Source organism: Pseudomonas sp. GL-B-26, from assembly GCF_019947405.1.
Taxonomy (GTDB): domain Bacteria; phylum Pseudomonadota; class Gammaproteobacteria; order Pseudomonadales; family Pseudomonadaceae; genus Aquipseudomonas.
Window position 1 is genome coordinate 56,836 of record NZ_JAGYGJ010000006.1, and the last position, 14,298, is coordinate 71,133.

Below are 14,298 nucleotides of genomic sequence, written 5' to 3' on the forward strand. Positions count from 1 at the left end.
CCTGTGGGAGCGGGCTTGCTCGCGAAAGCGGTTTGTCAGTCACCAATAATGTTGAATGTGACGGCGCCTTCGCGAGCAAGCCCGCTCCCACATTTTGATCTGCGTTACGGCCAATAAAAAGGCGACCCGAAGGTCGCCTTTTTATTCAGCCAGCGTTGATCAGAATTCGTGATCAGCGTTGTCCGGGTTCAGGTCACTGATGCCCAGTTTGCCAGCGGCGGCTTCGATCGAACCGGTCTGCTTGACCAGGGAGGCGATAGCGTCGCGGACGATCTGGTTACCAGCGGTGTTGCCGGCGGCGATCAGTTGGTCGTAGTGCTCGCCTTTGTTGGCGTGATCAACCATGACCTGAAGCTTGGCTTCGGTGGCGGCCAGGTCGGCTTTGAGCGCGGTGTCGGCAGCCGGGTCAGCCTTGGCCACCAGGGACGACAGGCTGGCGCCGGTCATTTTGGTGCCGTCGACGCGGGTGTATTCGCCCAGGTACACGTTCCGAATGCCTTTGGCATCGTAGAAGTGCGAGTTGTGGGTGTTGTCGCTGAAGCAATCCTGTTCGTCTTCCGGGGAGTTCGCTTCCAGGGAAACCTTCATGCGCTCGCCCGCCAGTTCGCCCAGGGACAGGCTGCCCATGCCGAACAGCATTTTGCGCAGGCCGGATTCAGCTGGCTCGGCTTCCAGGGTGGCGCGGTAGTTGTCGGCCACGTTCGGCTTCCAGTTACCGACCATTTCTTCCAGGTCGCTGACCAGCAATTGGGTCACGGACTTCAGATAAGCGCGACGACGATCGTTATGACCGCCGGTTGCGCCTTTGCCTTCCAGGTAGTCGGAAGCTGGACGGTTGCCGGCGCCAGGGCCGGTGCCGTTCAAGTCCTGGCCCCAGAGCAGGAATTCGATAGCGTGGTAGCCGGTAGCGACGTTGGCCTCGGAACCGCCCAGCTCGTTCAGGCTGGCAAGTTTTGCCGGGGTGATGTCTTTCACATCGACCTTGTCTTCGCCGACCTGAACCTGGGTGTTGGCGATGATGTTGGCCGTGGCGCCCGGGTTACCCAGTGCGTGCTCGTAGGATTTGTCGACGTAGTCGATCAGGCCTTCGTCCAGTGGCCAGGCGTTCACCTGACCTTCCCAGTCGTCGATGATGGTGTTGCCGAAGCGGAACACTTCACTCTGCAGGTAAGGAACGCGGGCAGCGATCCAGGCAGCCTTGGCAGCTTTCAGGGTGTCGGCGTTCGGCTTGGCGAGGAAGGCGTCGACGGCGGATTGCAGGGTCTTCGCGGTAGATTCGGCATCGCTGTAAACGGCGAAGACCATGTCGGCGTAATGCGCGACAACGGCTTTGGCGGCGGCTTCGTCGACTTTACTGACAGCGGCAGGTGCAGCAGCCGGGGCCGTGGTGCTGGCGGCCGGCGTCGGTGCTTGCGCAGCGACAGCTTTGTCTTTGCCTTCGCCACAACCGGCGAGGGAAATAGCGATGGCCAACAGACTGGCGGTAGCCAGAGGCATACGAATCATGGCGAACATCCTGCTTCGAGAGGGGTGGAATGGCGCAGCAAGCGCGCAAAACTGCGACATAATGCAAATCTTTCGCATTATGTGTAAAGGGTGCAGGTGGAAATATTTCTTATTCGCGCGGGGGTTATGTCGTGGATCAAGAGAACGCAGCCTCGTTTCACTCGACAGCTGCTACAGAGTGAAACGAGGCTGCGATTTTCGGATCTCTACAAAATAGCGGCGTTACTGCGCTGGGCCTGTTTCAGATACGCGCTCAATTCCCGCGCCGGCAGCGGCTTGCTGTAGAGATAGCCCTGACCTTCGTGACAGCCCTCGGAGATGATGTAGGCCTCTTGTTCGGCGGTTTCCACGCCTTCGGCAATCACCTGCATGCCCAGGCTCTTGCCCAGCTGGATGATGGCCCGAACGATGGTCGCATCGTCGTCGTCATCGAGCAGGTCCTGGACGAAGCTCTTGTCGATCTTGATCTTGTCCAGTGGCAGGCTTTTCAGGTAGCTCAATGACGAGTAACCGGTGCCGAAGTCGTCGATCGCGATCAGCGCACCGGAGCGGCGCAGGCTCAGCAGGTGCTGGGCGGCCGTGCTGATGTCCTCCATCAGGCCGGTTTCGGTGACTTCCAGCTCCAGGCTGCGCGGTGGCAGGCGGTACATCTGCAGGAGGTTGTTGACCACCCGTGGCAACTCGGCGTGGTGCAGCTGCACCGTGGACAGATTCACGGCCATGCGCAGGTCGACGAAACCTTGGTCATGCCAGTCGCGCAATTGCTTGCACGCCTGATCCAGCACCCATTCGCCGATGGCGATGATGGTGCCGTTCTGCTCGGCCAGGGGGATGAACAAGTCCGGCGGAACCAGCCCGTGCTCGGGATGCTGCCAGCGAATCAGCGCCTCGACACCCACCACCCGGTGATCGCGATAGCTGATCTGTGGCTGATAGACGAGGTAGAACTGGCTACGGGCCAAGGCGTCGCGCAGGTCTTTTTCCAGCTCGCGACGGCGGCGCATCTCGGTGTCGACGCTGGCGATATAGAACTGATAACGGTTGCGCGAGCGAGTCTTGGCCAGGGTCATGGTCTGCTCGGCTTTTTGCAGCAGTTTCTCGGTGCTGTCACCGTCTTCGGGGAACAGGGTGATGCCGATGGTGGCGCGCAGGCGAATCTCTTGATGATCGAGGGCAAATGCCGCTTCCAGGTCATCGAGAATGCTTTGGGCCAGTTCGGCCGCTTCGTAGGGTTGTTCGATGTCGGCCTGAACCAGGGCGAACTGGTCGCCGCCGAGACGGGCGAGGGCGCCAAGGCGTCCGCTGTGAGCGCGCAGGCGATCGGCCAGGGCCAGCAGCAGTTGGTCGCCGGTCTGGTAGCTGAATTGTTCGTTGATGCCCTTGAAGTCGTCCAGGCCGACCACCAATACCGCGACCCGACGTTGCAACCTGCCGGCGTCTACCAGGATTTTGTCCAGTTGCTGCTGCAATTGCTGACGGTTCGGCAGGCCGGTGAGGAAGTCGTACTGGGCCATGCGTAGCAGGCTGTTTTCCGCTTCGTGGCGCAAATGGGTGTTGCGCTCGATGGACTCGAGCAACTGGTTGGCGGTGTTGATCCAGATCCCCAGCTCGTTCTTTTCATGCCCTTTGAGCAGCGGGATTTTGTGTTCGCTGGGGCGATCCGGATTGATTTCCGTGAGGTGTTCGATGATCCGCGACAGCGGCTTGGTCAGCAGCCAGTGATAGACCAGGTACAGCACCAGCCCCATGGCCATCGCACGCAAAACGCCGGAGATGAAGATGATCACCGAACTGACAATGAAACCCTGGCCATAGGTGGCAGTGTCGAGGGTGATGCTCAAGTCGCCGTAATACTCGCTGTAAGGACCGCGACCCACCAGTTGGGTGGTGAAGGTGCGTTCCTTGCCGAGGATCAGGTCGGTCAGCCAGCGACTGTCGGAATGCTGCAACTCGCGAGACTTTTGCGCGAGCATGGCTTCGTTGGGATGGCCAATGGAGGCCTTGCGCACAGCGTCATCCTGAAACAGGCCTTCGATAACCTGCATGCCCATTTCCCGGTCCAGGCTGTAGACGGCCTGGGTCGAGGGGTCGCGGAACATGTCGAGGATGCGTTGGGCATCGCTGGCCACGGCCTGGCGTGTTTTATAGGCATCGAAAACGATCTGCGCGCAGCTCAAGACCACGCCAACGATCAATGCCGACAGGAGCACGACCCGGAGCAACTTCACCGACAAGCTGTTCTTGAGTTCCAGCTTCAAAGAGTCATTCCTTGTTCCGTGCGGGTAGCGTCAAGTTGCCATGAGTATTGGCAATCCGGTGATGGCAGTCAAAGGGACAATCAATCACATGGGGTTTTGCCTGTAGCTTGGCCGAAATGCTGTGGTTTGGAGTATTTGTACTGGTTGTACTGTGTCGGTTGTTGGGTCCTTCAACTTGAGGGGGATTGGGACTATTTTTCCTTTTGGTTGATGTTAGACGGCTGTGGCGTTGGGGCAAGGGTTCGCTGGGGGGATTTGGTCTGGTGTGTATATCCATTTCTGCGGTAACGGCTGCTAATGGTTTCGCCCTTACGGCGACTCCCTTTGGCAAACGCCCCAAAGGAAGCAAAGGTCTCGCCCCGAGCGTCCGGCCCCTCGCTTAGGCTCGGCGTTCCTTCGCTCCGGCATTCATCTGGGGGCATCGCCTCCGGTCGGCTTCGCTTCGACCTCCTCTCGATGTGTTCGACTTCGTCGAACGGCGCTGCGCGCCTTCCCCCCAGATGAACACCTCCACTCAGCCTCCCGATATAGATTGTCCGTTCCTTTCTTCTTCCATACTTCGCTGTCTGGAAGTCAGTTTTGATCAAGGAAGGAACATGCACCTGTGGGCTACGAATATGCCTCTCTAGCACGCGATGATTTCCCCTTCACCTTCGAGCCCACAGGTGCGCTTGCGCCCTTTAACGAATCCTCAGGGAAAGCCCGACACGGCTCTCTATATCGCTTTCGCTGGACGTAAGCATGCATGTCCCTGCATGTACTTTAGCGCCTGTGGAGGTTGTTGATGAAAACGCTCCTGTCTCAGAGATTCACTGCTTATATCGGAATAGATTGGGCAGATACCAAGCACGACGTGTGTTTGCAGGTCGCTGGGGAAACCCTGCGGCACTTCTCTGTCATCGACCACACACCCCAATCGATTGATCGTTGGGCGAAATCGTTGTTTGAGCGCTACGGCGCTCCGATTGCGATTGCTCTTGAGTTCGACAAGGGCCCGTTGGTGGCGGCCCTGCAGAAGTACGAGTTCTTTTGCCTGTTTCCAATAAATCCGAGCACCTTGGCCAAACACCGTAAAACCTTTGTCCGCAGCGGTGCCAAGGATGATCCGACCGATGCTCAATGGGCCCTTGAGTTGTTGCTCACCTATCCTCAACGGTTTGCGCAGCTGATGCCGCAAAGCCCGACCATGCGTATTTTGGCCAGCCTGACAGAGCATCGGCGCGCACTGGTCAATGAGCGAGTGAAGGTCAGCAACCGCTTGATCTGCACGCTCAAACAGTATTATCCATTGGCCCTGGAGCTGTTTAGCAATCATGACACCGTGGTGTTCTGTGACTTTCTGATGCGCTGGCCCACGCTTGAACACATCAAGCGTTCTCGTCACAGTGCCTTTCTCAAGTTCTTTAACGAGCACAACGCTCGTCACCCTCAACTCAATCAAGCGCGCTGGGAAATCATCACCAAAGCGATGCCTTTGACGCAGGACCCGGGGGTAATACGTCCTTCGCAGTTGTACGCAACAGCCTTGGCGTCGCAACTCAAAGGGCTCATTTCCACCATCAAGGATTTTGATTGCGAGATCGAAGAAACGGCCAACAGCTTGGCCGATTACCCGATCTTTAAGGCACTCCCTGGCGCCGGCCAACATCTTGCACCGCGCCTGATGGTGGCTTTTGGTGAACAGCGTGATCGATTTAGCGACGCCAATGCGATGCAGCGATATGCCGGAATCGCACCGGTTACCCAGCGTAGCGGAAAGAAGAAAGTCGTGTATTGGCGCTACCAATGCTCAACCTTTTTGCGTCAGACCTTTGTCGAATGGGCCGCTCACAGCATCACTCAATCAAGGTGGGCCGAGGCTTTTTATCGGCAGCAGCGGGCTAAAGGCTGCTCATACCAAGCGGCCCTCAGAGCACTCGCTTTCAAGTGGATCAGAATCGTTTATCGGTGCTGGAAAACCAGCACCTTCTATGACGAAAAGGCTTACTTGCAGGCTTTAACGCGGCGCGGATCAACGTTGATAGAGGCGCCAATGGAGGAGGCTGCGGGTTGACGGAGAGGCTCAGGGCGTGAAGGGGCGGGTGGATCAAGATCAAGGGCTGCAGGCGAGCTAACGCTCGGCCTGTTGAGTGGTGAGAAGCAGAAGGCGAACACCGATCCCCCTGTGGGAGCGGGCTTGCTCGCGAAGGCGGCCTGACAGCCGACCAATCTCTTCCTGCCAAACATCCAATCCCTGTGGGAGCGAGCTTGCTCGCGATGGCGGCCGTACAGGCAACGGATGCGTCCGTTTAAACAGCGGTAAAAAAACCAGACCTTTCCCACGAGGTTTTCAGGTTGCCCGTAGGAAGCGGGTTCAATTACCTTTTGGTTGTCGCTGAAAACTCAGCGATCGGGTGTGAGAACCCGGCAAGTCATAGTCATCCATCGCCAGTATCCGCATAATTGCCGCCAGCTTATCTGCTGCATATGCGTTATGGCGGCTGTGTGCGGGCAGACTTCGGTCTGGCCGGGTGTCTATGACCGGTTTCTCACCTCGCACATAGCTGCCACCTCTTCGTCGCGTGAGAAACGGCGAGGGAATGGCACCCAACATCATAGGCATTCCCTTGGATAAATTAATCCCCGATCCCCCCTTCAACAGCTCCAAACCCTACAACCCCAGCCCCATGTTCCTGATCTCCCCGGACATGAACACCGAAACCCTCCTGGCACACGCCTGTGAGTCATTGGCCTCGGCAAGTGTTCTGGCCAGCGACTTTGCCACCTACCTGACCGGCTCCCAGCGCAGTACGGCGTTGGCCATCGCGCAGATCGTCATGTTGGCGGACTTAGCCGTTAATCGGGCGTTGGATATCGTCGACCCGCAGGAATAGGCGTTCAGTCAGTTCTACCGCGTCATCGTTCTTCGTCGGAACGCCGCCCGGAGCAAGCCCGCTCCCACATTTGAAATGTATTCCCCCTGTGGGAGCGGGCTTGCTCGCGAAGACGGCCGGACAATCGACACATTTTTCATGGATGTACCCGCTTCCTGGACTTTCCCGAGCCCATAAAAAAACCCGGCAAAAGCCGGGTTTTTTTGACTGGCGTCGATCTTAAGCGGTGAAGGTTTTGCCTTCGAACTGCTCAGCCACGAATTTCCAGTTGACCAGGTTCCAGAACGCTTCGACGTATTTTGGACGAAGGTTGCGGTAGTCGATGTAGTAAGCGTGTTCCCAGACGTCGCAGGTCAGCAGCGGGGTGTCGCCGTTGGTCAGCGGGTTGCCGGCGCCGATGGTGCTGGCCAGGGCCAGGGAACCGTCAGCCTTTTTCACCAGCCAGCCCCAACCGGAACCGAAGGTGCCGATGGAAGTCTTGCTGAACTCTTCCTTGAACTTGTCGAACGAACCGAAGGCTGCGTTGATCGCGTCAGCCAGTGCGCCGGTTGGTTGACCGCCGGCGTTTGGCGCCAGGCAGTTCCAGTAGAAAGTGTGGTTCCAGACCTGAGCGGCGTTGTTGAAGATGCCGCCCGAGGAAGATTTGACGATTTCTTCCAGAGTCTTGCCTTCGAACTCGGTGCCTGGCACCAGGTTGTTCAGGTTCACGACGTAGGTGTTGTGGTGCTTGTCGTGGTGGTATTCCAGAGTTTCCTTGGAAATGTGCGGCTGCAGGGCATCGTGTGCGTAAGGCAGCGGCGGCAATTCGAAAGCCATGATGATTCTCCTAATCAGGTCAGTTGCGGTGAGCGCAAGGCCGATCACGGGCGGCCAGACAAGCGCCGGGGAGTTTGTACTCTTTGCGGCGCATCGGATCGGATCATAGCACCGGGGGTGCGGCATAACCACGCAACAACTGTGTGGAATAGAGGTTCCAGAGCCTTTTGGAATAATCAGCTGGCGACGATTAATTGAAACGCCACGGTGAACATCATCACTGCCACCAACAGATCAAGGATTCGCCAGGTACTTGGCCGAGCCAACCATGGCGCCAACCACGCCGCGCCGAGCGCCAGGGTGAAAAACCACAGCAACGACGCACTGGCCGCGCCCACGACATAAGCGCCGGGCTCGGTTTGTTGGGCGCCGAGGGAGCCGATCAGCAGCACGGTATCCAGATAAACGTGCGGGTTAAGCAGCGTTACGGCCAACGCGCTGAGCATCACCGCGCGCAGCGAGCGCACCGTTTGGTTTTCGCCTTGTTGCAGGCTCTGTTTCGAGCAGGCCCGACGCAACGCCAGGCTGCCATACCAAATCAGAAACGCCGCGCCACCCCAGCGGGCGACTGCCAACAACGTCGGGTTCTGCGCCAGCACCGTCGCCAGGCCGAATACCCCGGCGGCGACCAGCAAGGCATCGCAGGTCACGCAGAGTGCCGCCACGGGCAGGTGATGTTCGCGTCGAAGGCTCTGAGCCAACACAAACGCATTCTGAGTGCCGATCGCCATGATCAGCCCCGCGGCCACCAACAGGCCGTTCACATAGCTTTGCCACATAAGATGTTTACTCCGCGTTGGCCGCCAGATCCCGCAGCACGTGCAGGGCGCGTTCGGCATCGGCCTGGCCGACGAATAAATGGTCGTGGTAATAGCCAGCGATCACGTTGCAGCTGATGCCGGCCTGGCCTAATGCCGTGGCGAACGCGGCGGTCAGGCCGACGGCTTCGAGGGCCGAATGCACGTTCAAGGTGATCCAGGCCGCGACGTAGTCGAAACTGAAACCGGCCTTCTCGGCGTGGGATCGTTCCAGAATCACCGTCAGACCTTCCTGCTCGCGAAAGCTGCCGACAATCTCAAGACCTGCCGGCAACTTGCCGTCGCGCAGGGTGCAGAACACGTATTCGCCGACGTTGAGTTGCGGGCTCATGCTGCGCAGCAAGGTTGCCAATGAAGTTTCGCCAGCCATGTCGATGATCCTTGTTGAAGAGTTCTTGCTGGCCATTCTCTGGTGCCAGGCTGTATAAGAAAAATCAATCATGCTGATCGCTCATTAGGAAAACTGATGTTCGACTATAAATTGCTTTCTGCCTTGGCCGCGGTGGTCGAGCAGGCCGGGTTCGAACGTGCGGCTCAGGTGCTCGGCTTGTCGCAATCGGCGATCTCCCAGCGCATCAAATTGCTCGAGGCGCGAGTTGGCCAACCGGTATTGGTGCGGGTGACACCGCCGGCCCCGACCGAAATCGGCCGACGGCTGCTCAACCATGTGCAGCAGGTGCGTTTGCTTGAACGGGACTTGCAAACACTGGTGCCGGCACTCGACGAAGAAGGTCTGCCGGAACGTCTGCGCATCGCTTTGAATGCCGACAGCCTCGCCACGTGGTGGGCCGTGGCGGTCGGGGATTTTTGTGCGCAGCAGCATTTGCTGCTCGATCTGGTAGTCGAAGACCAGACCGTCGGCCTCAAACGCATGCGCGCCGGTGAAGTCGCGGCGTGCGTCTGCGCCAGCGAGCGCCCGGTGGCCGGCGCGCGCAGCGTTTTGCTGGGGGCCATGCGCTACCGTGCGTTGGCCAGCCCGGCCTTTATCGCCCGGCATTTTCCTGAAGGTGTACGCGCCGATCTGTTGTCGAAAACGCCCGCACTGGTGTTTGGCCCGGACGATTTCCTACAGCATCGCTACCTCGCGTCCCTCGGCGTCGATGGCGGATTCGAACACCATCTATGCCCCTCGTCCGAAGGCTTCATCCGCCTCACGGAAGCGGGACTCGGTTGGGGCCTGGTGCCTGAACTGCAGGTGCGCGAGCAACTGGAACGCGGTGTATTGGTAGAGCTTTTGCCCGATAAGCCGATCGATGTGCCGCTGTACTGGCATCATTGGCGCAATGGCGGTCAGTTGCTGGGGTTACTCACCGATCAGTTGGTGCGTTCGTCGAAGCAATGGCTGGTGCCGTTGGACTGACGGGCAGCGTCAAGACCTCACGCAATACGCAAAACGAAATATTCGGAGCAATTCATGAAGATTCTGGTTACCGGCGCAAGCGGCTTCATCGGCGGGCGCTTTGCGCGTTTTGCCCTGGAGCAGGGCCTGGACGTGCGGGTCAACGGTCGCCGGGCCGAAAGTGTGGAGCATCTGGTGCGCCGTGGCGCCGAGTTCATCCAGGGGGACTTGAGCGACCCGGAACTGGCACGCGATCTGTGCTCAGACGTCGAAGCCGTGGTGCATTGCGCCGGTGCGGTCGGTTTGTGGGGGCGTTATCAGGACTTCCATCAAGGCAATGTCCAGGTCACTGAAAACGTGGTCGAGGCCTGTCTGAAACAGCGGGTTCGGCGACTGGTTCACTTGTCGTCGCCGTCGATCTACTTTGATGGCCGCGATCATCTGGGGCTGACCGAAGAACAGGTGCCCAAGCGCTTCAAGCATCCCTACGCCGCGACCAAATACCTGGCCGAACAAAAAGTTTTCGGCGCTCAGGAGTTCGGCCTCGAAACCCTGGCCCTGCGCCCGCGTTTCGTGACAGGGGCTGGTGACATGAGCATCTTCCCGAGATTGCTGAAAATGCAGCGCAAGGGACGACTCGCGATCATCGGCAACGGCCTGAACAAGGTTGATTTCACCAGCGTGCAAAACCTCAATGAAGCGTTGCTCAGCAGTTTGCTGGCCAGTGGTTCGGCGTTGGGCAAGGCCTACAACATCAGCAACGGCACACCGGTGCCGTTGTGGGACGTGGTCAATTACGTGATGCGCAAGATGGATGTCCCACAGGTCACGCGCTACCGTTCCTACGGCTTGGCCTACACCGTAGCGGCGCTCAACGAGGGGGTGTGCAAGTTGTGGCCGGGTCGTCCCGAGCCGACCCTGTCACGCCTGGGCATGCAGGTCATGAACAAAAATTTCACCCTCGACATCAGTCGCGCCCGGCATTATCTGGACTACGATCCCAAAGTCAGTCTCTGGACCGCCCTCGATGAATTCTGCGGCTGGTGGAAGGCACAGGACATCCGCTGACGCGCGGGTTAGCGCCGCCACACTGAACCGAGTTCGGGGTTGAGGGTCAATCGATGCGGCAGTGGGGGTTATACTGCGCCGCATCAAGCCATCACCGCGTTCCACAAAGGTTGACTCAATGTCCATGCGTAATGATGCCAACGACGACTTCGATGTACCGAGCCTGCGTGCCGACAGCCTCGACGATGATGATTTTCCGACCACGGCTCGTAACTCCGTGCATTCGCGGACCGCGCCAGTCGTCAAAGTCAAAAGCTCGAGCACCGGCCCGCTGTGGGCGTTGGTTGGCGCCTTGTTCTTTGCTTTCGCCGGCCTTGCCTGGTGGAGCTTTCAGCAGCTCTCGCTGATGGAACAGCAATTGGTGGCGACCCAGGAAAGTTTCGCGCGTATCAGTGAAGATGCGGCGGGGCGCTTGCAGGACATTTCCGGCAAGGTTGTCGCCAGTCAGACCAACGTCAGCAGCGACAGCGAAGCCTTGAAGCTGCAAATCAAACAGCTGGAAAGCAAACTCCAGGATCAAAGCAAACAACAGCAAGGCGTTGTCGGCCAGACCACCGATCTGGACAAGCGCCTGGCACTGATGAGCGCACAAACCACCGATCTGGATAAGCGCTTGGCGCAGATAACCGAGCAAGGCACCGAACAACAGACCGCCACCATTCAGTTGCAGGCTCAGGTCAAAGTCTTGAACAGCGATGTAGCCATGCTGAAAAGCAACCTGGCGGACACAGACAAATTCGACGCGCAACTCAAGAGCCTTGGCTCCGATATCGTTGCACTGAGGAAACAAGGCAACCCGAGCGCCGCCATCGAACGTCTGGAGCAGGAAGTCATCATCCTGAAAAGCCAACAGGACAATCGCCCGGCCGCGTCTCAAGGCGGGACCAATACCGCCGAATTCGACGCCTTCCGTAGCCAGGTCACCCGCAACATCAACACCCTTCAGGCGCAGATTCAGAATCTGCAACAGCAGCTGCGCGCCCGGCCTTGAGCCATGAATCATTCCCGGATTCTCCGGGAATGATTTCCTTACACACTGCCATTCGCTGAATATCCATACATACCCCATTGCCGTCTACGCTCTTGAAACACCGACAAGAACGAGGGATGCGCAATGGGGTTTTTGCATAGGTTGGCCTTGCTGGGCGTGATGCTTTTGCTGTGCCTGGGTCAGGTTCAAGCCGCCGGCACGGAAAAGGACGACAGCCAGGCTGCCAAAGCCCTGCTGGAAAAAGCCCTGGCGTACTACCACGATAATGGCGACAAGGCCTTCGCTGCTTTCAGTCGTCAGGGGGAGTTTGTCGACAAGGATCGTTACGTGTTCGTGGTCGACACCCAAGGCGTGATGCTTGCCAGCGGCGGACCGTCTTCGGCGTTGATTGGCCGTGATGTGTCCGATGTGCTCGGGCCGGATTTGCAGAAAGCCTTCAAAGACGCCTTGAAAGTGCCGGAGGGCAATGGCATTCAGCAGGCCGAATATCGCTGGCAGAACTGGTCCGACGGCAAGGTCGAACGCAAGCATGTGTTCTACCAGCGCATCGGTCAGCGGATCCTGGCGGTGGGGTACTACTTGCCACGGGCCTCAGCGGAACAGGCGATGGCCTTGCTGAACAAAGCAGCAGCCGATCTGGCCAAGGACGAGAAGGGCACGCTCACGGCCATCAACTCCCTCAAGGGTGGTTACTTGCAGGATGACCTGTACGTCTTCGTCGTCGACCTGGATAACCAGCGATATGTCGCCCACGGCACCAACCTGCGGTTGATCAATACCGATTTCAGCAAGATCAATGATCCTGATGGCAAACCGGTTGGCGAGCCGATCCTGGCGCTGATGGCCTCGCAGGACTCCGGCGAATACGAGTACCGCTGGAAAAACCCGGTGACGGGCAAGGTCGAGGACAAGCATGCCTACCTGAAAAAGGTCGGGCATTTTCTGGTGGCTGTCGGGTATTACAGCCCTTGAATGGCGGTGCCTGACAGACCGCTTTCGCGAGCAAGCCCGCTCCCACATTGGATCGCATTCCCCTGTGCGAACTCGGTCGAATGTGGGAGCGGGCTTGCTCGCGAATGCAGGCGACTCGGTCTTCCTATCGAACCTTGTCTTCCCGCCCCCGCAACACCATATTCGGCATGGCAACCGCCGCCGCCAACCCCAGCAGCGACACCGCCGCACTGACCATCAGCAAATGTTGAAAGGTCAGCAGCAGTTCGGCACGCAAGGCGTTCTGCGCATCCCCCGGCGCGGCGTTCAAACCATCGAGCAAGACATTTCCGGAACTGCCCTCGGCAATCATCGAAGAGCCGGCCAGGTGGGCAAAACTTGAGTCTTGCAACAACGCCAGCAGCAGGGCCGACATCAACGCCACACCCACCGCCCCGCCCAATGAGCGGAACAGGTTGGTGGTGCTGGTGGCGACACCGATATCCCTCTGTTGCACCGAGTTCTGCGTTCCGACCAGGGACGTCGGGAATTGCATGCCGCTAGCGATCCCGCTAAGCAACATGAACAGACTACTGAGCACAAATGCCTGGGGAGGACTGAACGCCATACCGAGAATCGAGATCGGCATAAGCAGGGCGCCGGTCAGGATCATGGGTTTGTAGCGCCCGGTCACAGACGTCCGGCGGCCGGCGAAATACGCCCCGATCGGCAAGCCCATCGCCAGCGGCAACAGGTGCAATGCGGCGCTGTCGGCCCCGGCGCCGGTAACGCTCTGGAAGCGCAGCGGCATCAACACAATCAGCGAGATCGCCTGGAAGCTGGTGAAGAAGATCGTGCACCAGCACAGGATCGCATTGCGATTGGCGAACAAATGCATCGGCAGCAGCGGTTCCCGCGCCCGGCGTTCATGCCAGACGAACAGCGCCAGTACCCACACCGCACAACCGAGCAGGCCCAGCACTTGCGCACTGCGCCACGAATGGCCCTGGCCGACCTGGGTGATGCCCAGCAACAAGGCGGTCAAGCCGATGATCATCAGCAACGTGCCGAGGTAATCGATGATCGGTTTGCGTTGCGGCACTGGCAAACCCACCAACGTTCGATTGGCCACCAGCCAGGCACCGAGGCCCAACGGCAGGTTGATCAGAAATACCCAGCGCCACGACAGGTACTCGGTCATGTAACCGCCGAGTACGGGACCGGCCACGCTGGCCACGGCATACATACTGCTGAAATAGCCTTGATAGCGGCCGCGTTCCCGGGGCGGCACGATGTCGCCGATAATCGCCTGGCTGACCGAAATCATCCCGCCGGCGCCGATGCCCTGAAGAATTCGCGCCAGCACCAGCTGTTCCATGCTTTGGGCCATGCCGCAGAAAAACGAAGCGACCGTGAACAACCCCATGCCAAACAGCATCAACTTGCGGCGACCGTACAGATCGCCCAGTTTGCCGTAGATCGGCACCGCTACCGTCATCGCTACCATGTAGCCGGAAATCACCCAAGCCAGCAGGCTGACGTCCTTGAATTGTGCGGAAATGGCCGGCATCGACACGGCGACGATGGTCTGGTCCAACGCGCCAAGAAAGATTGCCAGCATCAGGGCGATCAACACGCTACGAATGGCCGGTTTGGGCGTTTCAGGCTGGTTGAGATTGGTCACGGGTTAGAACCTGCG

General features: G+C 58.7%; 12 protein-coding genes. 6 read left to right on the forward strand and 6 right to left on the reverse strand.

The annotated features are described in order from the left end of the window. Window positions 1-159 precede the first annotated feature (159 nt). Window positions 160-1,506 (reverse strand): imelysin family protein, encoded by a 1,347-nt coding sequence (locus tag KGB23_RS05795; protein WP_223430262.1) that lies wholly within the window; start codon window positions 1,504-1,506, stop codon window positions 160-162. A 206-nt stretch (window positions 1,507-1,712) separates the two neighbouring features. Further along, a complete protein-coding gene (locus KGB23_RS05800; protein WP_223430263.1) occupies window positions 1,713-3,764 on the reverse strand; it encodes a putative bifunctional diguanylate cyclase/phosphodiesterase in 2,052 nt (683 codons plus the stop codon). A gap of 784 nt (window positions 3,765-4,548) precedes the next feature. Here KGB23_RS05800 and KGB23_RS05805 point away from each other — a divergent pair. Then, window positions 4,549-5,817: an IS110 family transposase gene (locus KGB23_RS05805; RefSeq protein WP_223430264.1), complete on the forward strand. Its 1,269-nt coding sequence runs from the start codon at window positions 4,549-4,551 to the stop codon at window positions 5,815-5,817. 553 nt (window positions 5,818-6,370) lie between these two features. After that, window positions 6,371-6,637 (forward strand): DUF6124 family protein, encoded by a 267-nt coding sequence (locus KGB23_RS05810; protein ID WP_223430265.1) that lies wholly within the window; start codon window positions 6,371-6,373, stop codon window positions 6,635-6,637. A gap of 219 nt (window positions 6,638-6,856) precedes the next feature. On the opposite strand, the gene KGB23_RS05815 is transcribed toward KGB23_RS05810, so the two are convergent. The 3 genes from KGB23_RS05815 to KGB23_RS05825 all read right to left on the reverse strand — a co-directional run bounded on the left by KGB23_RS05815 (window position 6,857) and on the right by KGB23_RS05825 (window position 8,641). Next, entirely contained in the window at window positions 6,857-7,453 is a 597-nt protein-coding gene (locus KGB23_RS05815) for a superoxide dismutase (protein WP_095133215.1), read from the reverse strand. Window positions 7,454-7,629: 176 nt separating this feature from the next. Further along, entirely contained in the window at window positions 7,630-8,232 is a 603-nt protein-coding gene (locus KGB23_RS05820) for a LysE/ArgO family amino acid transporter (RefSeq protein WP_223430266.1), read from the reverse strand. A 7-nt stretch (window positions 8,233-8,239) separates the two neighbouring features. Beyond that, window positions 8,240-8,641: an ACT domain-containing protein gene (locus KGB23_RS05825; protein WP_033057513.1), complete on the reverse strand. Its 402-nt coding sequence runs from the start codon at window positions 8,639-8,641 to the stop codon at window positions 8,240-8,242. 96 nt (window positions 8,642-8,737) lie between these two features. Here KGB23_RS05825 and KGB23_RS05830 point away from each other — a divergent pair, with 96 nt between their 5' ends. The 4 genes from KGB23_RS05830 to KGB23_RS05845 all read left to right on the forward strand — a co-directional run bounded on the left by KGB23_RS05830 (window position 8,738) and on the right by KGB23_RS05845 (window position 12,641). Further along, window positions 8,738-9,631, forward strand: coding sequence for a LysR family transcriptional regulator ArgP (locus KGB23_RS05830; RefSeq protein WP_056741339.1), 894 nt, complete (start codon window positions 8,738-8,740; stop codon window positions 9,629-9,631). A 54-nt stretch (window positions 9,632-9,685) separates the two neighbouring features. Continuing rightward, complete coding sequence (locus KGB23_RS05835) at window positions 9,686-10,678, forward strand: NAD-dependent epimerase/dehydratase family protein (RefSeq protein WP_134417453.1); 993 nt, start codon at window positions 9,686-9,688, stop codon at window positions 10,676-10,678. 118 nt (window positions 10,679-10,796) lie between these two features. Next, window positions 10,797-11,669, forward strand: coding sequence for an ATPase (locus KGB23_RS05840; protein ID WP_150658579.1), 873 nt, complete (start codon window positions 10,797-10,799; stop codon window positions 11,667-11,669). A 123-nt stretch (window positions 11,670-11,792) separates the two neighbouring features. After that, a complete protein-coding gene (locus tag KGB23_RS05845; RefSeq protein ID WP_223430267.1) occupies window positions 11,793-12,641 on the forward strand; it encodes a cache domain-containing protein in 849 nt (282 codons plus the stop codon). Between the two features lie 124 nt (window positions 12,642-12,765). Here KGB23_RS05845 and KGB23_RS05850 read toward each other — a convergent pair whose 3' ends face one another. Beyond that, window positions 12,766-14,283 carry an MDR family MFS transporter gene (locus KGB23_RS05850; protein WP_223430268.1) on the reverse strand — a complete coding sequence of 506 codons (1,518 nt, stop codon included), beginning with the start codon at window positions 14,281-14,283 and terminating at the stop codon, window positions 12,766-12,768. Between the last annotated feature and the right edge of the window lie 15 nt (window positions 14,284-14,298).

Bases quoted from the DNA above. Each gene is read 5' to 3' on its own strand.
- KGB23_RS05820 (WP_223430266.1), bottom strand. From the start codon at position 8,232: ATGTGGCAAAGCTATGTGAACGGCCTGTTGGTGGCCGCGGGGCTGATC.
- KGB23_RS05795 (WP_223430262.1), bottom strand. From the start codon at position 1,506: ATGATTCGTATGCCTCTGGCTACCGCCAGTCTGTTGGCCATCGCTATT.
- KGB23_RS05825 (WP_033057513.1), bottom strand. From the start codon at position 8,641: ATGGCTGGCGAAACTTCATTGGCAACCTTGCTGCGCAGCATGAGCCCG.
- KGB23_RS05805 (WP_223430264.1), top strand. From the start codon at position 4,549: ATGAAAACGCTCCTGTCTCAGAGATTCACTGCTTATATCGGAATAGAT.
- KGB23_RS05835 (WP_134417453.1), top strand. From the start codon at position 9,686: ATGAAGATTCTGGTTACCGGCGCAAGCGGCTTCATCGGCGGGCGCTTT.
- KGB23_RS05830 (WP_056741339.1), top strand. From the start codon at position 8,738: ATGTTCGACTATAAATTGCTTTCTGCCTTGGCCGCGGTGGTCGAGCAG.
- KGB23_RS05840 (WP_150658579.1), top strand. From the start codon at position 10,797: ATGTCCATGCGTAATGATGCCAACGACGACTTCGATGTACCGAGCCTG.
- KGB23_RS05815 (WP_095133215.1), bottom strand. From the start codon at position 7,453: ATGGCTTTCGAATTGCCGCCGCTGCCTTACGCACACGATGCCCTGCAG.
- KGB23_RS05845 (WP_223430267.1), top strand. From the start codon at position 11,793: ATGGGGTTTTTGCATAGGTTGGCCTTGCTGGGCGTGATGCTTTTGCTG.